Annotated in this window: 21 protein-coding genes; 5 read left to right on the forward strand and 16 right to left on the reverse strand. The window is 59.5% G+C overall.

From position 1 onward, the window contains the following. Positions 1 to 21: 21 nt before the first annotated feature. Genes CU103_RS27800 through CU103_RS27830 form a run of 7 tightly spaced genes read right to left on the reverse strand, consistent with a single transcriptional unit; the run spans position 22 to position 7,603 of the window. Positions 22 to 417: a RidA family protein gene (locus tag CU103_RS27800; protein ID WP_106667273.1), complete on the reverse strand. Its 396-nt coding sequence runs from the start codon at positions 415 to 417 to the stop codon at positions 22 to 24. Positions 418 to 442: 25 nt separating this feature from the next. Further along, a complete protein-coding gene (locus CU103_RS27805; RefSeq protein WP_106667274.1) occupies positions 443 to 2,071 on the reverse strand; it encodes an AMP-binding protein in 1,629 nt (542 codons plus the stop codon). Positions 2,072 to 2,073: 2 nt separating this feature from the next. Continuing rightward, positions 2,074 to 3,231, reverse strand: coding sequence for an acyl-CoA dehydrogenase family protein (locus CU103_RS27810; RefSeq protein ID WP_106667275.1), 1,158 nt, complete (start codon positions 3,229 to 3,231; stop codon positions 2,074 to 2,076). A 1-nt stretch (position 3,232) separates the two neighbouring features. After that, positions 3,233 to 4,045 (reverse strand): enoyl-CoA hydratase family protein, encoded by an 813-nt coding sequence (locus CU103_RS27815; RefSeq protein WP_106667276.1) that lies wholly within the window; start codon positions 4,043 to 4,045, stop codon positions 3,233 to 3,235. Beyond that, complete coding sequence (locus tag CU103_RS27820) at positions 4,038 to 4,544, reverse strand: MarR family winged helix-turn-helix transcriptional regulator (RefSeq protein WP_106667277.1); 507 nt, start codon at positions 4,542 to 4,544, stop codon at positions 4,038 to 4,040. The genes CU103_RS27815 and CU103_RS27820 overlap by 8 nt, the downstream gene beginning before the upstream one ends. After that, on the reverse strand, positions 4,541 to 5,305 hold the full coding sequence (locus tag CU103_RS27825; RefSeq protein WP_106667278.1) for an SDR family NAD(P)-dependent oxidoreductase: 765 nt from the start codon (positions 5,303 to 5,305) through the stop codon (positions 4,541 to 4,543). The genes CU103_RS27820 and CU103_RS27825 overlap by 4 nt, the downstream gene beginning before the upstream one ends. After that, positions 5,306 to 7,603: a bifunctional salicylyl-CoA 5-hydroxylase/oxidoreductase gene (locus tag CU103_RS27830; protein ID WP_106667279.1), complete on the reverse strand. Its 2,298-nt coding sequence runs from the start codon at positions 7,601 to 7,603 to the stop codon at positions 5,306 to 5,308. A gap of 134 nt (positions 7,604 to 7,737) precedes the next feature. On the opposite strand from CU103_RS27830, the gene CU103_RS27835 reads away from it, so the two are divergent. The 3 genes from CU103_RS27835 to CU103_RS27845 all read left to right on the forward strand — a co-directional run bounded on the left by CU103_RS27835 (position 7,738) and on the right by CU103_RS27845 (position 10,853). Further along, a complete protein-coding gene (locus CU103_RS27835; protein WP_106667280.1) occupies positions 7,738 to 8,502 on the forward strand; it encodes an enoyl-CoA hydratase/isomerase family protein in 765 nt (254 codons plus the stop codon). Between the two features lies 1 nt (position 8,503). Further along, a complete protein-coding gene (locus CU103_RS27840; protein ID WP_106667281.1) occupies positions 8,504 to 9,652 on the forward strand; it encodes a 3-hydroxyacyl-CoA dehydrogenase NAD-binding domain-containing protein in 1,149 nt (382 codons plus the stop codon). 145 nt (positions 9,653 to 9,797) lie between these two features. Further along, on the forward strand, positions 9,798 to 10,853 hold the full coding sequence (locus CU103_RS27845) for an aldo/keto reductase (RefSeq protein ID WP_106667282.1): 1,056 nt from the start codon (positions 9,798 to 9,800) through the stop codon (positions 10,851 to 10,853). Positions 10,854 to 10,910: 57 nt separating this feature from the next. Here the strand turns inward: CU103_RS27845 and CU103_RS27850 are convergent, their stop codons facing one another. Both CU103_RS27850 and CU103_RS27855 read right to left on the reverse strand, forming a co-directional pair. Further along, complete coding sequence (locus tag CU103_RS27850) at positions 10,911 to 12,200, reverse strand: Hsp70 family protein (protein ID WP_106667283.1); 1,290 nt, start codon at positions 12,198 to 12,200, stop codon at positions 10,911 to 10,913. Positions 12,201 to 12,346: 146 nt separating this feature from the next. Then, positions 12,347 to 13,258 carry a LysR substrate-binding domain-containing protein gene (locus CU103_RS27855; protein ID WP_106667284.1) on the reverse strand — a complete coding sequence of 304 codons (912 nt, stop codon included), beginning with the start codon at positions 13,256 to 13,258 and terminating at the stop codon, positions 12,347 to 12,349. Positions 13,259 to 13,373: 115 nt separating this feature from the next. Between CU103_RS27855 and CU103_RS27860 the strand changes: the two genes are divergently transcribed. Continuing rightward, positions 13,374 to 14,378, forward strand: coding sequence for an aldo/keto reductase (locus CU103_RS27860; RefSeq protein WP_106667285.1), 1,005 nt, complete (start codon positions 13,374 to 13,376; stop codon positions 14,376 to 14,378). A gap of 58 nt (positions 14,379 to 14,436) precedes the next feature. Here the strand turns inward: CU103_RS27860 and gnd are convergent, their stop codons facing one another. From gnd to CU103_RS27880, 7 genes are all read right to left on the reverse strand, one after another. Then, entirely contained in the window at positions 14,437 to 15,459 is a 1,023-nt protein-coding gene (gene gnd / locus CU103_RS27865; RefSeq protein WP_106667286.1) for a phosphogluconate dehydrogenase (NAD(+)-dependent, decarboxylating), read from the reverse strand. A gap of 181 nt (positions 15,460 to 15,640) precedes the next feature. Next, positions 15,641 to 15,895, reverse strand: a complete 255-nt coding sequence (locus CU103_RS27870; RefSeq protein ID WP_106667287.1) for a hypothetical protein — start codon at positions 15,893 to 15,895, stop codon at positions 15,641 to 15,643. A gap of 28 nt (positions 15,896 to 15,923) precedes the next feature. Then, a complete protein-coding gene (locus tag CU103_RS31635; protein ID WP_162739682.1) occupies positions 15,924 to 16,082 on the reverse strand; it encodes a hypothetical protein in 159 nt (52 codons plus the stop codon). Continuing rightward, positions 16,079 to 16,339, reverse strand: a complete 261-nt coding sequence (locus CU103_RS31225; RefSeq protein WP_146147880.1) for a hypothetical protein — start codon at positions 16,337 to 16,339, stop codon at positions 16,079 to 16,081. Before CU103_RS31225 ends, CU103_RS31635 begins: the two co-directional genes overlap by 4 nt. Before the next feature lie 207 nt (positions 16,340 to 16,546). Then, positions 16,547 to 16,669, reverse strand: a complete 123-nt coding sequence (locus CU103_RS32605) for a hypothetical protein (protein WP_257791394.1) — start codon at positions 16,667 to 16,669, stop codon at positions 16,547 to 16,549. Positions 16,670 to 16,920: 251 nt separating this feature from the next. Next, positions 16,921 to 20,142, reverse strand: a complete 3,222-nt coding sequence (locus tag CU103_RS27875) for an efflux RND transporter permease subunit (RefSeq protein ID WP_106667288.1) — start codon at positions 20,140 to 20,142, stop codon at positions 16,921 to 16,923. Positions 20,143 to 20,178: 36 nt separating this feature from the next. Next, positions 20,179 to 21,399, reverse strand: coding sequence for an efflux RND transporter periplasmic adaptor subunit (locus tag CU103_RS27880; RefSeq protein ID WP_106667320.1), 1,221 nt, complete (start codon positions 21,397 to 21,399; stop codon positions 20,179 to 20,181). Between the two features lie 169 nt (positions 21,400 to 21,568). Here CU103_RS27880 and CU103_RS27885 point away from each other — a divergent pair, with 169 nt between their 5' ends. Then, on the forward strand, positions 21,569 to 22,153 hold the full coding sequence (locus tag CU103_RS27885; RefSeq protein ID WP_106667289.1) for a TetR/AcrR family transcriptional regulator: 585 nt from the start codon (positions 21,569 to 21,571) through the stop codon (positions 22,151 to 22,153). The last annotated feature ends 20 nt before the right edge of the window (positions 22,154 to 22,173 follow it).

The following is a 22,173-nucleotide window of genomic DNA, read 5'->3' on the forward strand; positions in this document are numbered from 1 at the left end:
GGGCGGTCGATTTCGCCGCGTTCAGCTTCGGACAACAGCCGTTGCCTCGATTTCGACCAGTGCACGATCTTCCAGCAGAGCCACGACCTGCACCAGCGTCATTGCCGGATAGTGGCGGCCAAATACACGGCGGTAGGCTTCACCCAGCCGCCTTTGCTCGGCGACATAAGTCTTCTTGTCAGTGATATACCAGGTCAAGCGCACGATATCGGCCGGCTCGGCGCCGGCACTCGCCAGCACATCGGTGATATTGCGCATGGCTTGTTCGGCCTGTTCGACAAAATCATCCGTTTCGAATTGCTGATCCTTGGTCCAGCCGATCTGGCCGCCGACGAACAGCGTCTTGCCTTCGCCGATCACGCCGTTCGAGTAACCCTTCGCCGCTGGCCATCCCTGCGGCTGCACAATCTCTACCATGCTGTTTTTCCTGCCTTCGTAGTCTCTAATGCTGGTTGGCGCGTCGCAATTGGAAACGCTGTATCTTTCCTGTTGCCGTCTTCGGCAGAGCGTCGACGAATTTGATCGAGCGCGGATATTTGTACGGCGCGATCACCTGTTTGACGTGATCTTGCAACCGCTTGACCGTTGCCTCGTCGGCCGCAATACCGGCGCAGAGCACGATATGCGCCTGAACGATCTGGCCGCGGGCGTCGTCGGGCGCGCCGATCACCGCACATTCGCTTACCTCCGGATGCGCCAGCAAAGCTGCTTCGACCTCGGGGCCGGCAATGTTGTACCCCGACGAAATGATCATGTCGTCGGAACGCGCGGCGAAATGGAAATAGCCAGCCTCATCCTGGACAAACGTGTCCCCGGTCAGGTTCCATCCGTCGCGAACATATTTCTTCTGGCGCTCATCCGCCATGTAGCGGCAACCGGTCGGCCCACGCACGGCAAGCTTGCCGATCTCGCCGCGCGGCACTTCGCGCATGTCGTCATCGACGACAATCGCTTCATAACCGGTAACCGGTTTGCCGGTTCGTCCGGGGCCGGAATCGTCAAGCCGGTTGCTGATGAAGATGTGCAGCATTTCCGTCGAACCAATGCCGTCGAGCAGCGGTTTCCCGGTCTTCGCCATCCAGGCTTCATAGATGGGGGCTGGCAGCGTCTCCCCCGCCGAGACGGCAACGCGCAGAGATGAAAGATCCGCGCCCTCATTCATCGCTTGCAGCATGACACGATAGGCTGTCGGTGCGGTAAAGCTGACCGTTGCCTTATAAGTCTCGATGATTTCGATCATCTTCGGCGGCGTCGCCTGTTCGAGCAGAGTGGCCGCTGCCCCGAACCGCAGCGGAAAGATCGCGAGACCGCCGAGCCCGAAGGTGAAGGCGAGGGGCGGCGAGCCAACGAAAATATCGTCCGGCTGCACGTTCAATACCTCCTTGGCATAGGCGTCGGCAATCATCAGCAGATCGCGATGGAAATGCATGGTGGCCTTGGGTTCGCCTGTGGTGCCGGAGGTAAATCCGAGCAGCGCAACATCATCGCGGCCGGTTTTGACCGCCTCGAAACGCACGGGTTTGTCGAGCGCGATCCGGTCGAGTTCCGCATCGTGGTTGGCTGTGCCGTCGAAGCCGACGACGCGTTTCAGGAACCGGCTTTCCTTGGCGCACGCCACCATGTCTTCCATGATCCGCGTATCGCAGAGCGCGAGACTGACTTCGGCTTTGTCGACGATCTGGGCAAGTTCGCCGGCGCGCAACATTGGCATGGTATTGACCACCACGGCGCCAACCTTCGTCGCCGCCAGCCAGCAGGCAACCATCGCAGGATTGTTGGCGGATCGGATCAGGATGCGGTTGCCGGGTTCGACGCCGTAGTGCTCGATCAACGCGTGGGCGATACGGTTGGTCCAGTCCGTCAGCTCCTTGTAGGTGCGGCGGCGGCCGTTGCCGATCAGTGCCGTGTTATCACCGAAACCCTTGTTGACCATGCCATCGGTCAACTCCACGGCAGCGTTCAACCATTCCGGGTACTGGAAATTATCCATCAGAAATTCGGGCCAGTCTTCGGCCGGCGGAAGATTATCCCTGGTGAAGTGATCCGTATGCGCTGTCGGTCCCAATGTCATGTCTATCCCCTTGCAAGTTCATGCCTTGCGATGATTATTTTTTGTACGTCCGATGCGCCCTCGTAGATGCGCAATGCCCTGATTTCCCGGTAAAGCCGTTCGACGATATTGCCCTTGCGCACGCCGTCCCCGCCATGAATCTGCACGGCCTTGTCGATGACATTCTGAGCGTGATCGGTCGCATGGAGTTTGGCCATGGCTGCCTCGCGGCTCACCCGTTCGGCGCCGCTGTCTTTCAGCCATGCGGCGCGATAGACGAGGAGGGCGGCTGCATCGATATCGAGCGCCATATCGGCAATATGGCCCTGCACCATCTGCAGATCGGCCATGGGTGCACCGAAGAGATGGCGGCCATTGGCGCGGGCAATGGACTCATCGAGCGCGCGGCGGGCAAAGCCGAGCGCCGCAGCCGCGACGGTGGACCGGAAGACGTCGAGGACCGACATGGCGATGCGAAAGCCCTGACCCGGCGCGCCGATGAGGGCCGAAGCGGGAACGCGGCAATTCTCAAAGACAAGTCGCGCCAGCGGGTGCGGGGCGATCGTCTCCAGCCGCTCGGCGATTACCAGGCCTTTTGCACCGGCGGGAACGACGAAGGCGGAAATGCCCTTGGCGCCAGCGCCTTCGCCGGTGCGGGCGAACACCGTATAGACGTCGGCAATGCCTCCGTTCGAAATCCAGGTCTTCTCGCCATTAAGCACATAGCCGTCGGCATCCAGGATGGCCGAGAGTTCGATATTGGCTACGTCGGACCCGGATTGCGGTTCGCTCAGGGCAAAAGCGGAAATCGCTTCGCCGGCGCGGGTCCTGTGCAGCCAGGTCTGCTTGTGCGCTTCCGATCCGAATAGCGACAGCGCGCCGGTACCGAGCCCCTGCATGGCAAAAGCAAAATCGGCGAGTCCGTCATGCCGCGCCAGCGTTTCGCGGATAACGCAGAGGCTGCGGACGTCGAGCCTGCTGGCGGCATTTTCAGGATCAATCGCGGTATGATGCAGAAATTTGGCAGCGCCAAGCTCCTTCACCAATGCGCGGCAGGCCTCATCGACGTTCTCGTGATCGATGCCGTTGAGATTGTCTCCGGCCCATTTTTCAATGCTGTCGGCCAGTTCGCGGTGGCGGTCGTCAAAAAACGGCCAGGACAGAAAAGTCCGGTCACCCATCTCAATTGCCCTCGAAAACCGGCGTCTGATGCGCAACGAAGGCTTTGTAGGCGCGCTCGAAATCCTGCGTCTGCATGCAGATCGCCTGTGCCTGCGCTTCTGCCTCTATGGCCTGATCGATGGACATGCACCATTCCTGGTTGAGCATGGTCTTGGTCATCATGTGGCCGAACGTGGGCCCTTCGGCCAGGCGCTTCGCCAGCTTCAGCGCTTCGGCATCGAGTTCCTCCGCCACGACAATGCGATTGTAGAACCCCCACCGCTCGCCTTCTTCAGCCGACATCGAGCGTCCGGTATAGAGAAGTTCGGCGGCGCGGCCCTGACCGATGATCCTCGGCAATATGGCACAGGCGCCCATGTCGCAGCCCGCGAGGCCCACCCGGGTGAACAGGAAAGCCGTTTTTGCATTGGTGGCCGCCAAACGCAGGTCCGATGCCATGGCGATGATAGCACCAGCACCAACGCACACGCCATCGACCGCCGCAATGACAGGCTTGCCGCAATGGATGATCGCCTTGACGAGATCCCCGGTCATGCGGGTGAATTCGAGCAGGCTCTTCATATCCATCTTCACCAGCGGCCCGATAATATCGTGCACATCGCCGCCGGAACAGAAATTGCCCCCATTGGAACCGAAGACCACCGCCTTGATGTCGTCGGCATAGGCGAGGGCGCGGAAACAATCGCGAAGTTCGGCATAACTGTCGAACGTCAGCGGGTTCTTGCGTTCCGGGCGATCGAGCGAGATGACCGCAATGCCGTCCTCGCAGTGCCATTTGAAATGGGTGGCCTGGTAGTTCGCCATCTCACGCATCTTGGTCCTCCCCGGGGCTGAGGCCCTGCGAATGTTCAATCGTATCGAGCATGGAGATCAGCCGTGCGGTGGTATCCGGCGACAGACTTCCGAAAATCTCATTGATCCAGAGTTGATGCGCCGCGGCCATCTTGGCGAATTCCTCACGGCCCTTGTGCGTCAGACGTACCAGCATGGCGCGCTTGTCACCGGCAACCGGCACGCGCAGCACGGCACCGTCCGCAACAAGCCGCTCGATGATGCCCGTTACATTGCCGTTGGAAACGCGCAATGCCGAAGACAGCTCGCTCATCTTGAGACCCTCCTCAAAACGATAGAGCGCGGCCATGACGTCAAATCGCGGCAGCGTCGTATCGAACTCGATACGCAGCTTTTCCCGCACCGTCGCCTCGACATGCTTGGTGGCCTTCAACATCTTCAGCCAGACACGCAAGCTTTGCTTGACCAGCGCAGGGGATGGACTGGTCGCAGCGGACGAACGCTGGTCAGGATCGCTCATACTTCGCCTCCCGATATGGAAATAGCCTGGCCTGTGAAGGACCCCGAGTGCGGGCCGCAGAGCCACAGCACGATCTGCGCAATCTCGTCCGGCTGGATCAGCCGCTTCTGAGGATTGGTTGCGGCAAGCGCCGCAACCGCTTCGTCGCGGCTTTTCCCGGTCTTCTCCATGATGGTTTCAAGGGAACGCTCAAGCAGCGGCGTGTCGGTGAAGCCGGGACAGATCGCGTTGACGGTGATCCGGGTCTTGGCAAGCTCCAACGCCAGCGAACGCGTCAACCCGACGACACCGTGCTTGGCTGCAGTATACGCCGATACGTAGGGGTAGCCCTTTAGACCTGCAGTCGAGGCAATAGCTATAAGACGGCCGTTGTTGCGCTTCATCATGCCGGGAAGGGCGTGATGATAGGTCATGAAGACCCCGGTGAGATTGAGATCGATCTGGCTTTTCCAGGCCTGCAGGTCAATCCGGTGAAATGGGGCGCTTTCCGCGGCACCCGCATTGGCAACGGCAATATCGAGTTCGCCGACGTCCGCGCTGATTTGCTCAAACAAGCTTCGCGATGAGGCCTCGTCTGTCACATCGGCAACGATCGGCACGATCCGCTCCGATTTTGCAGCGGTCTCCTCCAGCACATTCTGGCGCCGTCCTGAAATGACCACGCGGGCGCCTTGTTCTGCCAGTTTGAGAGCGATCGCTGCACCGACGCCAGAGCCGCCGCCAGTGACCAAAGCAATTTTTCCGTCAAGAGAAACCGTCATTTATGCACCCTCGATTGGAGTGACAATCTCGGCGCGCTCGGCGAGCCGGAACATCTGGTCGCGGCCCTGGTGATACGGCTTCGGCCAGGCTTCGACCTTGTCGCCAAGCGCTACAGCCGCGTGCAGGGTCCAGTAGGGATCAGCCAGGTGCGGCCGGGCTAGACAGACGAGATCGGCCCGCCCCGCCAGCAGGATGGAATTGACGTGGTCGGGTTCGTAGATATTGCCGACCGCCATCGTTGCCATCCCCGTCTCATTGCGGATGCGGTCCGAGAATGGCGTCTGAAACATGCGGCCATAAACAGGGCTTGCCTGTATCGACGTCTGACCGGCCGACACATCGCAAATATCGGCACCGGCCTCCTGCAACATGCGGGCGACCTCCACGGCATCTTGCGGCGTGATACCTTGCTTGCCAACCCAGTCATTGGCGGAAATACGCACCGAGATCGGCTTTTCGCTCGGCCAAGCCAGGCGGACTGCCCGGAAGACCTCGAGCGGATAACGCATGCGATTGCGCAGCGAACCGCCATATTCGTCGGTGCGATTGTTCATCATCGGCGTGATGAACGACGACAGGAGATACCCATGCGCGGCGTGCAGCTCCAGCATGTCGAAGCCGGCACGGTTTGCCATTTCCGCCGCCGTGACGAATTGATCGCGCACCTGGTTCATGTCGGCGCGCGTCATGGCGCGGGGGATCTGATTATCCCTGGACCACGGCACGTTTGAGACCGAAAGAACCGGCCAGTTGCCGTCGGGCAAGGGAACGTCCGTGCCCTCCCAGCCGACGCGCGTCGAACCTTTCGCGCCGGAATGCCCGAGCTGGCAGCAGATCTTCGCATCGGTCTCGGCATGGACGAAATCGGCGATCCGCTTCCATGCCGCTTCATGCTCGGGAGCATACATGCCGGTGCAGCCGGGCGAGATACGTCCTTCCGGACTGACGCAGGTCATCTCGATGGTGACCATGCCCGCGCCACCCTTGGCGCGTTCGCCGTAATGCACGAGATGCCAGTCATTCGGCGTGCCGTCCACCGCCTTGTACTGGGCCATTGGTGAAACGACGACACGGTTCTTCAATTCCATCCCGCGCAGGCGGAAGGGCGCGAACATTGGCGCACGGCGGGTTCCTTGACGCGCACCGGCCTTTTCCTGGAACCAGCCCTCGGCGCTCGCCAGCCAGTTGCGGTCGCGCAAGCGAAGGTTTTCATGGCTGATGCGCTGCGAGCGCGTCAGGAGCGAATAGTTGAACTGGACCGGGTCCAGGCCGAAATAGCGTTCGACATCTTCGAACCATTCGAGCGAATTGCGCGCTGCCGATTGCAGGCGCAGCACCTGCAGGCGTCGCTCTTCTTCATATTTGCTGAAGGCCGCCGGAATTGACTTTTCCGTATGAAGATACTCGGCCAGAGCGATGGCGCTTTCCAGCGCCAGCTTGGTGCCCGATCCGATCGAGAAATGCGCCGTTGCCGCTGCGTCGCCGAGCAGGACGACGTTCTTGTAAGACCATTTCTCGCACAGCACGCGCGGAAAACTGATCCAGGCGGACCCGCGAATGTGATTGGCATTCGTCATCAGGGCATGGCCGCCAAGATATTTCGCAAAGATCCGCTCGCAGACCGCGATGGATTCCTCCTGGCTCATGTCACCGAAGCCGAACTTGTCCCAGGTGGCTTGACTGCATTCAACGATGAATGTCGCCGTGTCGCCGTCAAATTGGTAGGCGTGGGCCCACACCCAGCCATGCTCGGTTTGTTCGAAGATGAAGGTGAAGGCATCGTCGAATTTCTGGTGCGTGCCAAGCCAGACGAACTTGCATTTGCGTATGTCGATTTCCGGCTTGAAGTGCTCGGCGAATGTCGTGCGCGTGCGTGAATTCAGCCCATCCGCCGCGATGACCAGATCATATTCGCTCGCCAGCGCTGCCACATCGTCCACAGGCGTCTCGAAGCGCAGGTGCACGCCGAGCTCGCGGGCGCGGTCCTGCAACAGCAGCAGCAATTTCTTGCGGCCAATCCCGCAGAAGCCGTGGCCTGTCGAGACGGTTTCGGTATTCTTGAAATGGACCGCAATGTCGTCCCAATAGGCAAATTGCGCACGGATGGCTTCCGCGCTGACGGGATCATTGGCTGCGAGATTGCTGAGTGTTTCATTGGAGAGGACAACGCCCCAGCCGAATGTGTCGTCGGCCTTGTTGCGCTCGATAACAGTAATGTCACGTTCTGGATCGCGCAGTTTCATGCTGATCGCGAAATAGAGACCAGCGGGTCCTCCTCCAAGACAAGCGATCTTCATCAGACATGCACTCCGGTTTGACCTTCGTCGTGGCTTATCGTGTCACTGTGCGAAAATAATTTCAAGTATGAAATTTCATGCTTGAATAATTGCCGGATTGTGCGGATAGTCGGGCAGAAATTGGGAGGCGCGATATGGAAAACTATATCCGGATCGAACGACAGGATAGCTTTGCAGTCTTGACGCTGCAGCGCCCCGGCGTGCGCAACGCTCTCAACACCGGCATGCTCGAACAATTGGCGGAAGCCCTTTCGCAATTTGATCGCGATCCCGCGATACGGACCGTCATTTTGACCGGCGCAGAGGGTAATTTCGCCTCCGGTGCCGATATCGCCGAGATTGCCGGCAAGACTGCCGTGGATGGGGTCCAGGATATTCGCGCGCAATATTGGGAGACGGTTGCGAGGTTCAGAAAGCCGCTCATCGCGGCGGTTGAAGGCTTTTGTCTCGGGGGTGGTTTCGAGCTTGCGCAACGCTGTGATTTGATCGTAGCCGCGAACAACGCTGTGTTTGGCCAACCTGAAATACGGCTTGGCCTGATCCCCGGCGCCGGCGGCATTCAGCGCCTTGCAACGAGCATCGGCAAAGCCCGCGCCATGCGGCTGGTTCTCACCGGCGAGACGATTACGGGAGGTGAGGCGCTCGACTGGGGTCTCGTGTCGCACATAGCCGCGCCCGGCGAAGCGCTGCAGTTCGCTGTGGAACTCGCTGGCAAACTGGCAAAGGGCGCGCCACTGGCACAGCAATTCGCCAAGCAGGCCGTGCTGGTCGCATTGGACAAGCCGGAAGGCTTCGATCTGGAGCGCCGCTCGTTCGAGCTGCTGCTTTCGACGGAGGACAAGGCGGAAGGAATCGCCGCCTTCCGCGCCAGGCGCAAGCCGGAATTCAAGGGGCGCTGAAGTGACTGACGCGATTCATACGATTGCGATCGTTGGTGCCGGTGTCATGGGACGGGGGATTGCCCATCTCATGGCGCGAGGCGGAAAGCGGACAATCCTCTACGATGCTGCTGCCGGCATGGCGGCAAAGGCCAAGGCGACCATCCTCGCCGATATCGAGCAGCGCATTGCACGCGGCAAGGCGGCGGACGCGGAACTGGCCGCCTGCAGCGGCAATATCATTATCGCCGGCGAGTTAGCCGATCTTGCCCCTGCTGGCCTTGTTATCGAGGCGATCATCGAGACGCTTGAAGCAAAGACCACGCTCTTCCGTTCACTCGAAACTGTGTGCGGGGATAGCTGCATCCTCGCCACCAATACGTCCTCTCTATCGGTCACCGACACCGCCCATGTCCTGCAAAAGCCGCATCGCTTTGCCGGACTGCACTTCTTCAACCCGGCCACTGTAATGAAACTGGTCGAAGTCGTTGCCGGGCCGTCGACGGACCGTGCAACCACGAGGCATCTCGTAGAACTTGTCACTGGCCTTGGCAAAACGCCGGTCGAGGTACGGGACAGCCCGGGCTTCCTCGTCAATCGCTGCGCGCGACCCTTTTATGGCGAAGCGCTCAAATTGCTGGAAGAAGGCGTTGCCGATGCTGCAACCATTGACGCCTGCCTCAAATCGGCGGGCGGCTTTCCGCTTGGACCGTTCGAACTGATTGATCTCGTCGGCGTCGATATCAACCTCAATGCCACGCGCGCTGTCTGGAATGCTTTCGGCCAGTCGCCACGTTTCAAGCCGTCAGCGCTTCTCGAAAATATGGTGCGGCAGGGCCGGCTGGGGCGAAAGACCGGTGCCGGGTTCTATGATTATCCGCGCGAGGCAAATGCGCCCGCAGGTCACGAACCCTGCGATCCGGACATTTTTCTACGCGTGGCCTCCATGCTGGCCAATGAAGCTGCGTTCGCTTATCAGGAGGGGCTTGCCTCACCCGGCGCGATCAATACCGCCTTGAAGCTCGGACTCAATTTCAACCATGGTCCGGGCGATCTGGCGAAGATGATCGGCGTTGCCGCAATCATCGACACGCTGAACCGATGCGCGCAAGACGACGCGTCCGGACGCTACGGCGTTTGCACTGCGCTTGCGGAGTTCGCAGAACAATAGCGCCCCCCGGAACCCGCGCACATCGTCGTTATTATGCATCCATGGGGGCGACATTTGCCCATGGGGCAAGTATATCTGGTTTTGGCCAAATCGAGGCCCTCAACCATTATTCTCAGCCTTATCATATCCGTCAGGAGTTCGAACCATGGAGTATCGTCAACTTGGCCGCTCCGGTCTTAAAGTATCCGCGCTCAGCCTGGGCACGATGACATTTGGCGGCGGAGGCAAGTTTGCCAAGACCGGTGATACCGACCTGCAAGGCGCCAAGCGTCAGATCGGCATGGCGCTGGATGCCGGGATCAACCTTTTTGATACGGCCGATGTCTATTCGGCGGGTGCGTCCGAAGAAATCCTCGGCCAGGCCCTCAAAGGCAAGCGCGACAGCGTTCTCGTCGCCACCAAGGCCCGATTCAGCATGGGCGAGGAGACCAATGATGCCGGTCTTTCGCGCTACCACCTGATCCGTGCCGCCGAAGCCAGCCTCAAGCGCCTTGGCACTGACCACATCGATCTGTACCAGTTGCATCAGTGGGACGGCCTGACGCCACTCGATGAGACGCTGGAAGCGCTGGATACACTCGTACGTTCCGGCAAGGTGCGCTATGCCGGCGTATCGAATTTTTCGGGCTGGCATCTGATGAAGGCGGTGGGCACCGCGGCGCTGAAAAACTTCATCGCTCCTGTCAGCCAGCAGATCCATTACAGTCTTGAGGCGCGCGAAGCCGAGTATGAGCTGATCCCGGCAACGCTCGACCAGCAGCTCGGTGTCCTTGTGTGGAGTCCATTGGCCGGCGGGCTTCTTTCCGGCAAGTATCGCCGCGACAGGGCAACTCCGGAAGGCACGCGCCAGCTTGCCAATTGGGGAGAGCCGCCGATCCGCGATCAGGAGCGCCTCTACGATGTCATCGAGGTTCTCGTCGCCATCGCCGAAGCGCGCAATGTCTCGGCGGCGCAAATCGCGCTTGCCTGGCTCCTTGGGCGCAAGGGCATAACGTCTGTTATCGTCGGAGCGCGCACGGATGCGCAGCTGGCGGACAATCTCAAGGCGGCCGATGTGACCCTGTCTGCCGACGAACGGGCGAAACTCGACAAGGTTAGCCAGCTTCCGCTCATCTATCCATATTGGCATCAGGCGTGGACCGCTTCAGACCGCCTTTCGGCTGCCGATCTTTCGCTGATCGAACCGCACCTGAACAAATAAGAGGCTCATGCCGGCCATTGCGGCCTGAGGCTCATGCCGGCCATTGCGGCCTGAGGCTCATGCCGACCATTGAGGAATGTCGTCGCGCTCGCCAATGAGCGCGAGGCCGTGGGCGATCGATAGCAGTTCGCCGCCGCTTTCGATGCGTCCGTGATCGAAACGTTCGGTGAAGATGCGCCGCACGGCAGGAACGAAAGACGTGCCGCCAGTGAGGAATATCCTGTCGATCTGCCCGGGCAGGGTGCCGGTCTTTTCCAGCACGTCGTCAAGGGCCCCTTCGATCCGCGCCAGATCGCCCTCGATCCAGCTTTCGAACTCGGCCCGGCGGATGGTCTTGTGCCCGCCGCGCCCCAGCGGTGCAAAGTTGAATTCTGCCTCATCGGCCGATGAAAGCGCGATCTTCGTTGCCGATACCGCCTGATACAGCGGATAGCCTTCATCGTGATCGACCAGATCGACGAATATCTCCAGCTTTTCAGGCTCCAGGCTGTCACGCACGAGTTTCTTCAACGCTGCAAATTCTTTCGAGGTCTTGAAGATCGAAAGCTGGTTCCAGCGGCCGAAATTGGCGTACCAGGACGCCGGAACTTCAAGTGTCTTGTCGAAACTCTTGAAGAAACTGCCTTTTCCGATTTGCGGTGCCACAATCTGATCGATCATGCGGTAATCGAAATGATCGCCGGCAACACCAACGCCTGAATGGCCGATGGGCGTCGCGCTGAGCTTGCCACCCGAGGTTTCGAAGCGGATGATCGAATAGTCCGTCGTGCCGCCACCGAAGTCGGCCACCAGCACGGTGGCATCGGATTTGAGGTTCTGGGCAAAATAGAACGCAGCGGCGACCGGCTCGTAGACGAAATGGATTTCGGGAAAGCCGAACCGGGTCAGGGCCTCGTTATAGCGTTGGCTGGCCAGCGCCGGGTCCGGATTTGCACCGGCAAAGTGCACCGGGCGGCCGGTGACAATGCGGCTGACGTCTGCAGGCCAGCTGTCTCCGGCATACGTCCGAAGGCGGCGCAGAAATATTTCCATGAGATCTTCGAACGTCTGGCGCTTGGCGAAAATCAGCGTTCCCTGAAACAGGGCACTGGCAGCAAAAGTCTTGATCGACTGCAGAAAGCGGCACTCGCCTGGATGATCGATGAACTGGCGGATTGCGGCATGGCCGGCCTCCACTTTCAGCGCCGACGCTCCGGCGAGCGGGTCTTTCATGAATGAAAGAGCGGTGCGCATGCTGTCGGCAGTACCCGCTGTGCTGGTAAAGGCCATGGAACGCGTCGCCGCTCCATCGGCCAAGGCCATGACTGTATTGGTCGTGCCAAAGTCGAAACCCAGCGCCTGAGCCATCGCAGCGCTCCTTTTGTCCAATGAATTTCAGAGATCGAAATGTTTGCCTGCGAAGGCGGCCCAATGCGCCCTCGGCAAGGGAGGCGGGTCATGCCACAGCCGGGCGACAGATGCAAGGGAGGAGCGCGGGATCTGGCGCCCTTGTTCTAGGGCGTCAGCGCCCGTTCTCCGGGGCTCTTGATAAAATCAACGAAAGCCCGCAGCGGCGCCGGCATGTGCGTGCGGCTCGGATAATAGAGGCGGGGGCCCGTAAAGCTCTGCCACCATTGGCTGAGAACCGGGACCAGATCGCCCCTGCCCAACGCCTCGCTCAAATACTCCTCGAACGTGTGGATCAGCCCCAGGCCCGCAATTGCCGCGCCGACCCCCAGCTCCGCGGTTGAAGCAATTAACGGCCCTTTAGGAGCTATCTTTATCACCTCGCCATTTCGTTCGAATTCCCACGAGAGAATGACGCCGCTGGCGAAGCGATGGCGAATGCAGGCATGATTGACCAGATCGCGCGGATGCTGCGGCGTTCCGCGCGCCGCAAGATAGGATGGCGCCGCGGCAGCCATGAACCGCTGGGTGCGCGGTCCGATCGGGATGGCGATCATGTCGCGCTCGATGCTTTCATCATAGCGAATGCCTGCATCGAAACCCGCCGCAAGCACATCGATGAAACTGTCAGTGGCGGAAATCTCCAGCGTGATTCCGGGATGCGCCGCGAGAAACCGGTTAATGATAGGCGAAAGAATCCTCTGTGCCGCGATCGTCGGCACATTGAGCTTGAGTGTTCCTGTTGGGCTATCGCGAAAATTGTTCAGCGCATCCAGCGCCCCGGCGATCTCACCGAGCGCCGGTGTCAGTCGCGCCAATAACTGGTTCCCCGCCTCGGTTGGCGTAACACTGCGCGTCGTCCGGTTGAGAAGGCGCACGCCCACATGTGCCTCCAGCCGGCGAATGGCCTCGCTCAAGGAGGACGCAGAAACGCCGCGAAGCGCAGCGGCGGCGCGAAAGCTGCGCGTTTCCGCTACGGCCACCAGCGCGCCGAGGTCAGGAAGGACTGAATCGATCATTGTGCATTTTTCCGAACAGCCCGTACAGAATGCAACAGATTATCGCACAAAGAAAGACCTCATATATTGCTCGTTGAACAGTTCTTCCGATGGACAAAACCAAGGAGCGTTGAGAATGCAATATCGTCAATTAGGTGCAACCGGACCGCGCGTTTCTGAGCTGGGCCTCGGCTGCATGGGCATGTCGGCGATCTATGGTCCCTCCGACCGGACGGAAAGCATCGCCACGATTCATGCGGCGCTCGAAGCCGGCATCACGCTGCTCGATACCGGCGATTTCTATGATTCCGGGCATAATGAGCTGTTGATCGCCGAAGCGCTAAAAGGCAGGAAGCGCGAGAATTCCATCATCAGCGTCAAATTCGGTGGGCTCCGCGATCCGGCCGGCGGCTGGAGCGGCTTTGACGCGCGGCCTGAAGCCACAAGGAATTTCCTTGCCTACTCGCTGAAGCGGCTCGGTGTCGATCATATCGACATATATCGCCCAGCGCGGCTCGACCCCAATGTTCCGATCGAAGAAACCATTGGCGCAATAGGCGACATGATCAAGGCTGGCTATGTCAAGCATATCGGCCTTTCGGAAGTCGGCCCGGAAACGATCAGACGCGCCGCCGCCGTTCATCCGATCGTGGACCTTCAGATAGAATATTCGCTGATCTCCCGCGGCATCGAGGATGGCATTCTCGAAACCTGCCGCGAACTTGGCATCGGCATTACGGCCTATGGCGTACTTTCACGCGGCCTGATCAGCGGACACTGGACGAAGGATCGCGCCAAGCCCGGAGATTACCGTGCCCACAGCCCGCGCTTCCAGGACGAAAATGTCGACAAGAACCTGGCCCTGGTCGATGCCTTGCAGAAAATCGCCGAAGCCAAGGGCGTCACTGTCGCGCAAATCGCCATCGCGTGGGTTGCGGCACAGGGCAAGGATATCATTCCGCTGGTCGGTGCCCGGCGCCGTGACCGGCTGGCGGAAGCGCTCGGCGCTCTCGAGGTAACGCTGACGCCAGTGGATATGGCCGCGATCGAAAAAGCGGTTCCAAAAGGCGCCGCTTCGGGCACCCGTTATGCTGAAGCGCAGATGGCGCACCTCGACAGCGAATCCCGGCATCAGCATTGATCGTCGCCCATGAAACCCCGGAGGCAGAACTGTCTCCGGGAAATGGCCCGGGATGTCGTTATCCCCGCGGCTTCTTTTCCGCATGCCCGCCAAACTCGCTTCGCATGGCGGAGAGGATCTTGTTGGCAAATTCGGCATTGCCACGCGAACTGAAGCGCTCCTGCAATGCAGCGCTGAGCACAGGGGTCGGGACGGCCTCGTCGATCGCTGCCATGACAGTCCAGCGGCCTTCGCCGGAGTCCGAGACATGCCCTTCGTAGCTCGCGAGCGCGGGATCCTCGTAAAGGGCATCGGCGGTCAGGTCGAGCAGCCATGAACTGATCACGCTGCCGCGCCGCCATACCTCGGCGATTTCCGGCAGGTCGAAATTGTACTGGTAGTGTTCAGGATGCTGCAGCGGTGTCGTTTCCGCGTCGGCTTCATGCGGACGCAGGCCGATATCGGCATTGCGCAGGATGTTCAGGCCCTCGGAATAGGCGGCCATCAGTCCGTATTCGATGCCGTTATGAACCATCTTGACGAAGTGCCCGGCGCCATGCGGGCCACAATGCAGATAACCCTGATCGGCAGTACTGCCGGTCTTTTCCGGCCGGCTTGCGGTGACCGGGACATTTCCTTTGCCCGGTGCAAGCCCGGCAAAAACGGGCGACAGATGCTCGACGACGGCTTTTTCTCCGCCGATCATCAGGCAATAGCCGCGCTCGAGACCAAAAATACCGCCGCTTGTCCCGACATCGACATAATGGATACCGTGTGATTTCAGCTCGCCGCCGCGCCTGATATCGTCGTGATAGTAGGAGTTGCCGCCGTCGATGACGATATCGTCCGTGTCGAGCAGCGGGACGAGTTTGGCAAGGACCTGATCGACAACGGCGGCGGGCAGCATCAGCCAGACCGCGCGTGGCCGCGCCAGCATGGAAACAAACTCCTCCAGCGAGGTTGTCCCCTTGGCTCCCTGCCTTTCAAGTTCGGTCATGCTCTCGGCGCGGGTGTCGTGCACGACACATTCGTGGCCATGCTTCATCAGGCGCTGCGCCATATTGTTGCCCATGCGTCCCAATCCAATCATACCAAGCTGCATCTCGAGTCTCCTCGGTAAGGGGTGAAATCTGTATTGGAGGCTGCACGTTATCCGGGACCGGGACAATAACCAAGGTATCCCGCGCCTGTTTGAAGGCACGAACTTTGGCACGATATGGTGAGATCACGGGTGCCATGATCGATGCGCCGCGAGATCGTGGTCCGCTCTCGGCGATCGCCACTCACCACCGGCGGTAACGGCGATCGTAGATGATCAGCGGCGTATTGAATTGCATCTGTTCGAATTGCGCGCGGCTCGCAGCGCGGCGGTCAAGCTCCAGATTAAGCAGGCAGGAGGCGAATCCATCGGTTCCGCGCCTGAAGCCGTAGGATGCGCAGGTCTGGCCATCGATCGCCCGCCGTTCTTCGGGTGTCATTGTCGTGCATCCGGCGATAAGCAGGATCAGCAGGAGCGCCGAAAGGGTCACTCGTCTCATCGGTTTCTCCCGCCAGTTACCCGGGGTATCATTGGGCTGGTTTGAACTGCTTTCGCTTGCGCTCTTTGCGTTCACGCTCATGGCGTTCCACTGTGGCGATAAGATTTTGGGAAGCAAAATAGGCGTAGCCGACAACGAGAGTACCCAGGACTACAGATGTAATCAGATATGCCAATTCGTTCGTCATCTGAATCCTCGAGCCAAAGTGGCATTGCCAGTTATATGTAGCCCATATGATGTCACGAGCCAATAGATGCTCGATACAACAACAAAAATCCAGCGGCGAGAATCGTAGGATAGCGTTACCTCCGGATTGCTCATCAATACCGCTGCAGGGCCTATAAAGCCGACTACAACCGTTGCCGTTGATAGACGATCAAGCGATGCAGAAAAATACTTTACTATCTCATTGTCACGAGCCTGAGTATCAATATCGGCGTTCATTTAAGCGCTTCCTGTGCAGAAAACAGGACCGCACTATCCCAATTCCTCAGGATATTTGACAGCCAGACTTTGGTTGAACGGACTGATCAGGAAAGGAGGGTCAATGACCATCAGGTCACATCAGGAATGGGCCGACAATCATGAATAGAATAATAGCGCCTGCCAGAAACGGCAGGATTGAAAACCCCGAGGAGGTGGGTTGGGGTCTCAATACCAATTTGGCAATGTCAGCAGCACTGTTGCTGCGATTTCGGTAAATATGACGAAGACGACGAACGGAATGAACCCGTCGCTGATCTTCCGGTTGTCATTGGCTGCTGCAAAGCTCATTAAAGGCTGCTCCCGATTTAACGGCCCTCGCAGTACGCAAACGGGCCATGATCGTCAGTGCCGAAACTCGGCTTGGTCACGCAACTGTAACAGCTTGAAACCTTTTGTCACCAAAAAAGTTCTCATCCCTGCTCAATCTCGGCGTGAACTGCTCTTTCCGGCGCCGGCGCATGCTTTCGAAACAATGTAATATCAAAGGTTTGTTTCCAGCGGCGCATGTGCAGGAAACAGACGCGCCGCCGGGATTTTTTTCACTCTGCTGGCGTTGCCACCGGGGCAATAACGCCGGAATTGTGGCCTGATTCGCCTTCAAAATGGCTGCCATGACTGGAATGCCTGAGCGGACGATTGCCCGAGAGCGCGCGCACCAGCACGTAGAACACCGGCGTCATGAACAGGCCGAACAATGTCACGCCGATCATGCCGGCAAACACCGCGATGCCCATGGCGCTGCGCATTTCCGCACCGGCGCCGGTCGAGGTGACGAGCGGCACCACGCCCATGATGAATGCCAGCGACGTCATCAGGATCGGCCGCAACCGCAGCCGGCTTGCCTCGATCACCGCCTTGAAGGGCGTTGCTCCCGCAAACTCGAGCTCGCGCGCAAACTCGACGATCAGGATGGCGTTCTTGGCAGAGAGACCGACAAGCACGATCAGCCCGATCTGCGTGAAGACATTGTTGTCTCCAGCCGTCAGCCAGACACCGGTGAGGGCGGCCAGCAGCCCGAGCGGCACGATCATGATAATCGACAGCGGCAGGGCCAGGCTTTCATATTGCGCAGACAGCACCAGGAACACCAGCAGGATCGACAGCGGGAAGATCAGGTAGGCAGAGTTGCCCGCTATGATCTCCTGATAGGTCAGTTCCGTCCACTCGAACCCGATCCCGGCCGGAAGCGTTTCGGCAGCGATCTTCTCCACCGCCGCACGCGCCTGACCGGAAGAGTAACCCGGTGCCGCATTGCCGTTCACATCGGCTGAAAGGAAGCCGTTATAGCGCATGACGCGATCCGGTCCGGCACTCGACGAGACCTTGAGCAGTGCCGACAGCGGGATCATTTCTCCCGAGCCGGAACGAACCTTCAGATCGCCAATGTCTTCGGCCTTGGCACGGAAATCCGATTCCGCCTGCATGCGGACGGAATAGGTACGGCCGAACTTGTTGAAGTCGTTGACGTAGACCGAACCCAGATAGATCTGCAGCGTGTTGAAAATCTCCGGCAGCGATACGTTGAGCTGACGCGCTTTGGCACGGTCCACATCGGCATAAAGCTGCGGGACATTGATCTGGTAGCTGGAGAACAGGCCCGTCAGCTCGGGCGCCGTTGCCGCCTTGCCGAGGAACGCCTTGGTCGCCTCGTCGAGGGCCTGATAGCCAAGTCCGTTGCGGTCCTCGATCTGCAGCTTGAAACCGCCGATTGCGCCAAGACCCTGGACGGGGGGAGGCGGGAACACGGCGCTGAACGATTCCTGGATGCCGAACAATTGCTGGTTGAGCTGCATCGCGATCGCACCGGCACTGAGTTCCGGTGTCTTGCGTTCCTCGAATGGCTTGAGCGACACGAAGACAATCCCGGCATTGGCACTGTTGGTGAAACCATTGATCGAAAGGCCCGGGAAAGCGATGGTGCTTTGGACACCCGGTATCTTGAGCGCCATGTCACCGATGCGGCGGACAACGGCTTCAGTCCGGTCGAGTGTTGCACCATCCGGCAGCTGGGTAAAGCCGACCAGATACTGCTTGTCCTGCGGCGGCACGAAACCGCCCGGCACGCTCTTGAACATGAAGGCCGTCGCGCCGATGAGCAGGAGATAGATGCCCATCATCACGGTCTTGCGCGAGATCACGCCGCGCACGCCCTTGCTGTAGCCATTGGCGCCGCGCGTAAACACAGCGTTGAAGCCACGGAACAGCCAGCCCAGCGTCTTGTCCATGAATCGTGTCAAGGCATCTTTCGGTTCGTCATGCCCCTTCAGGAGAAGAGCGGCGAGGGCAGGTGACAGGGTCAGCGAGTTGAAGGCCGAAATGACCGTCGAGATCGCAATCGTCAGCGCGAACTGGCGGTAGAACTGTCCCGTCAACCCGGTGATGAAGGCGAGCGGCACGAATACTGCCACCAGCACCAGTGCAATGGCGATGATAGGTCCGGAAACCTCGCGCATGGCCTGTATCGTGGCCTGTCGTGGCGCAAGTCCGTTCTCGATATTGCGCTCGACGTTTTCCACCACGACGATGGCGTCATCCACCACGATCCCGATGGCGAGCACCAGACCGAAAAGACTGAGCGCGTTGACGGAAAACCCGAAGAGATGCATCACCGCGAACGTACCGATGATCGAGATAGGCACCGCGATCAGCGGAATGATCGAGGCGCGCCATGTCTGCAGGAACAGGATCACCACCAGCACAACCAGCACGACCGCTTCGAGCAGCGTGTGCACCACGGCCTCGATCGAGGCACGGACAAACTGTGTCGTGTCATAAACGATTTCGTAGTCCACACCTTCCGGCATGGTCAGCTTCATCTCGTCCATCACGGCACGGACCTGATCGGCGATCTGGATCGCGTTCGAACCCGGCGCCTGGAATACGGGGATAGCGACGGCAGGTTTGTTGTCGAGCAGCGAGCGCAGCGAATACTGGGCGGCGCCAAGTTCGATCCGCGCAATATCGCGCAAATGGGTAATCGCCCCATTTGGAGCGGTCTTGACGATGATCTGGCCGAACTCTTCCTCGGTCTGCAACCGTCCTTGTGCGTTCACCGACAATTGCAGGTTGACGTCATTCGGGCTCGGCGAAGCGCCGATGACACCCGCGGCAGCCTGCACGTTCTGCGCGCGGATTTCGCTGAGAACATCCGTTGCCGAAAGGCCAAGCTCCGCCGTCTTCTGCGGGTCGAGCCACACACGCATGGAATAATCGCCCGAACCGAACAGCTGCACATCGCCGACACCATCGATACGGGCCAGCCGGTCCTTGATGTTGATCAGGGCGTAATTGCGCAGATAGGTGATGTCGTAGCGATTGTTCGGTGAGATCAGGTTGACCACGAGCATCAGATCCGGCGAACTCTTCACCGTGGTGATGCCGAGGCTGCGTACTTCTTCCGGCAGGCGGGGTTCGGCCTGCGAGACGCGGTTCTGCACAAGCTGCTGTGCCTTGTCTGGGTCCGTACCGAGGGCAAAGGTGACGGTCAGCGTCATCTGGCCGTCGGCGGTTGCCTGGCTGCCCATGTAGAGCATGTCTTCGACGCCGTTGATCGATTCCTCGATGGGCGTCGCCACGGTTTCGGCGATCACCTTCGGATTGGCACCCGGATATTGGGCCCGCACCACGATGGATGGCGGCACAACATCCGGATATTCCGAAACCGGCATGGCCGTCAGGGCAATAAGGCCGCCCAGGAAAATCACGAAAGAAAGAACGCCCGCGAAAATCGGGCGATCAATGAAGAAATTGGAGATATTCATTTCAGGTTCCAAACCTGCCCCTCGCGGGGCTCTCAATTATTGCTTTGCCTTGGCCTGGTCGGCCAGCGCCTGCTGGTTGGGCGCCTGGCCACCCATCGCCACCGTTTCAGGCGCGACGAGTGAGCCAGGCCGGACGCGCTGCAGACCATTGACCACGATCCTCTCGTCCGCCTGGAGGCCGGCCGTGACGATGCGCAGCCCGTCGGCTCGGGCGCCAAGGGTAATCTCGCGATACTCGACGATATTCTGGGGATTGACGACCATGACGAACTTCTTGCTCTGGTCGGTTCCCACAGCCTTTTCGTCGACCAGCAGTTCCTGCCGTTCGTTGGCCTGGCCCATGCGTACCTTGGCGAATTGGCCCGGCATGAGCTTGCCGTTCGCATTGTCGAACACCGCGCGAACCTTGACGGTACCGCTGGCCACATCGACGCTGTTGTTGATCAGCTGTAGTTTGCCTGCAACGCCGCTCGAGCCCTGCACGTCCATCTGCACCGGGATGCGATCGACGAAATCGCGGCTGTTCAGGCCCTCGGGAAGTCCGGCAAGCGCATTGGCAACGACGTTTTCGTCTGCTTCGAAGCTCGCATAGATCGGGCTGATCGAAACGAGCGACGTGAGAAGCGGCGCGCTCGGACCCGCGGCGATCAGATTGCCCGGGGTGATTTCGATACGCCCGACGCGGCCGGTGATCGGCGCGCGAATATCGGTATAGTCAAGGTTGAGCATTGCCGTCTGGAGCACCGCCTGCGCGGCCTGAAGGTCAGCCGCAGCGCTTGTCTGGACATTGAGACGCTGATCATAGTCGCTCTGCGAAGCAAAGCGCGAATTCACGAGCTGCTTGCCGCGTTGAAGCTCATTCTTTGCAAAGTCGAGTTTCGACTGGGCCGAACTGACCTGGGCGCGGGCCCGCGCAACTTCTGCCTCATAGGGGGCGGGATCGATTTTGACCAGCAGGTCACCCTGCTTGACGATCGCGCCTTCCTTGAAAGCAATCGATTGGACAGCGCCGGCAACGCGCGAGCGCACCTCGACCGCATCGATGGCCTCGAGGCGGCCGGAGAATTCGTTCCACTGGGTCACTAGCTTCGGCTGGACGACGGCCACGGAGACGGGCATGGCCTGGGCTGCGGCTGGCTGCTTTTCGCCTTCCGCATGGCTTTTCGGGAGTTCGAAGAACTGCGTGCCACCGACCGCCGCAAGCGTCAGAACAATACCGCTGACATAGAGACTTTTCTTGAAAGTGCTGATTGACATCGTGGTCATCCTGCTTTGAAGGTGTGTGCCATTGGGAGGATGGCAAATCGGGAATTCATGATTGACGTTCCATACCGGTCGGTATAGAACGGCTGATATAAGGCTGCGGCACAGCAGCTGTCAACCGATTTTATACCGACCGGTATAATTCTTCTAGGGAGTCTTGTCCATGGGACGGCCGAGGGAATTTGATGCGGACGATGCCTTGCAGACGGCTTTGGAGCTGTTCTGGCGAAAGGGCTATGAAGGCACGTCCATCACAGACCTGACCGACGGCATGGGCATCACCAAGCCCAGTCTTTACGGCACTTTCGGCAACAAGGAAGAACTCTTCCGCATGGCACTTCAGCGTTACGAGGAGAACTACATGGCGTTCTTCTGGAGCGCCCTCGAACAGCCGGATGCGCGCACCGTCGCTTTCGATATTTTGCGCGGTTTCGTCAATGCCCAGACTGAGGAGTGCAATCCCGGCGGGTGTCTCGTCGTTAACGCGGCCAGGGCCTGCAGTGATGCCGCACTGGAGATCCACAAGACCATTGTCGAACGAATCCAGGTCGGGCAGAAGGCGCTTGCCAGGCGCTTCGATCGCGCCAAACGGGAAGGCGATCTTCCTGCGGACAGCAATCCCGAGGATCTTGCCCGTTTCATCATGACGGTGGCGCAAGGCACGGCCGTCCAGGCGTCGAGTGGCGCAGGCCGCGACGAGGTCTACCGGCTCGTGGATATCGCCATGAAGTCGTTTCCGCGCTCATAAAACGACTTTCAGCAACTGTT

Source organism: Phyllobacterium sophorae (assembly GCF_003010965.1).
Taxonomy (GTDB): domain Bacteria; phylum Pseudomonadota; class Alphaproteobacteria; order Rhizobiales; family Rhizobiaceae; genus Phyllobacterium; species Phyllobacterium sophorae.

Excerpts from the sequence above, each read along its gene's own strand:
- CU103_RS27800 (WP_106667273.1), bottom strand. The coding sequence starts at position 417 with ATGGTAGAGATTGTGCAGCCGCAGGGATGGCCAGCGGCGAAGGGTTAC.
- CU103_RS27805 (WP_106667274.1), bottom strand. The coding sequence starts at position 2,071 with ATGACATTGGGACCGACAGCGCATACGGATCACTTCACCAGGGATAAT.
- CU103_RS27810 (WP_106667275.1), bottom strand. The coding sequence starts at position 3,231 with ATGGGTGACCGGACTTTTCTGTCCTGGCCGTTTTTTGACGACCGCCAC.
- CU103_RS27815 (WP_106667276.1), bottom strand. The coding sequence starts at position 4,045 with ATGCGTGAGATGGCGAACTACCAGGCCACCCATTTCAAATGGCACTGC.
- CU103_RS27820 (WP_106667277.1), bottom strand. The coding sequence starts at position 4,544 with ATGAGCGATCCTGACCAGCGTTCGTCCGCTGCGACCAGTCCATCCCCT.
- CU103_RS27825 (WP_106667278.1), bottom strand. The coding sequence starts at position 5,305 with ATGACGGTTTCTCTTGACGGAAAAATTGCTTTGGTCACTGGCGGCGGC.
- CU103_RS27830 (WP_106667279.1), bottom strand. The coding sequence starts at position 7,603 with ATGAAGATCGCTTGTCTTGGAGGAGGACCCGCTGGTCTCTATTTCGCG.
- CU103_RS27835 (WP_106667280.1), top strand. The coding sequence starts at position 7,738 with ATGGAAAACTATATCCGGATCGAACGACAGGATAGCTTTGCAGTCTTG.
- CU103_RS27845 (WP_106667282.1), top strand. The coding sequence starts at position 9,798 with ATGGAGTATCGTCAACTTGGCCGCTCCGGTCTTAAAGTATCCGCGCTC.
- CU103_RS27850 (WP_106667283.1), bottom strand. The coding sequence starts at position 12,200 with ATGGCTCAGGCGCTGGGTTTCGACTTTGGCACGACCAATACAGTCATG.
- CU103_RS27855 (WP_106667284.1), bottom strand. The coding sequence starts at position 13,258 with ATGATCGATTCAGTCCTTCCTGACCTCGGCGCGCTGGTGGCCGTAGCG.
- CU103_RS27860 (WP_106667285.1), top strand. The coding sequence starts at position 13,374 with ATGCAATATCGTCAATTAGGTGCAACCGGACCGCGCGTTTCTGAGCTG.
- gnd (WP_106667286.1), bottom strand. The coding sequence starts at position 15,459 with ATGCAGCTTGGTATGATTGGATTGGGACGCATGGGCAACAATATGGCG.
- CU103_RS27870 (WP_106667287.1), bottom strand. The coding sequence starts at position 15,895 with ATGAGACGAGTGACCCTTTCGGCGCTCCTGCTGATCCTGCTTATCGCC.
- CU103_RS31635 (WP_162739682.1), bottom strand. The coding sequence starts at position 16,082 with ATGACGAACGAATTGGCATATCTGATTACATCTGTAGTCCTGGGTACT.
- CU103_RS31225 (WP_146147880.1), bottom strand. The coding sequence starts at position 16,339 with ATGAACGCCGATATTGATACTCAGGCTCGTGACAATGAGATAGTAAAG.
- CU103_RS32605 (WP_257791394.1), bottom strand. The coding sequence starts at position 16,669 with ATGAGCTTTGCAGCAGCCAATGACAACCGGAAGATCAGCGACGGGTTC.
- CU103_RS27875 (WP_106667288.1), bottom strand. The coding sequence starts at position 20,142 with ATGAATATCTCCAATTTCTTCATTGATCGCCCGATTTTCGCGGGCGTT.
- CU103_RS27880 (WP_106667320.1), bottom strand. The coding sequence starts at position 21,399 with ATGTCAATCAGCACTTTCAAGAAAAGTCTCTATGTCAGCGGTATTGTT.
- CU103_RS27885 (WP_106667289.1), top strand. The coding sequence starts at position 21,569 with ATGGGACGGCCGAGGGAATTTGATGCGGACGATGCCTTGCAGACGGCT.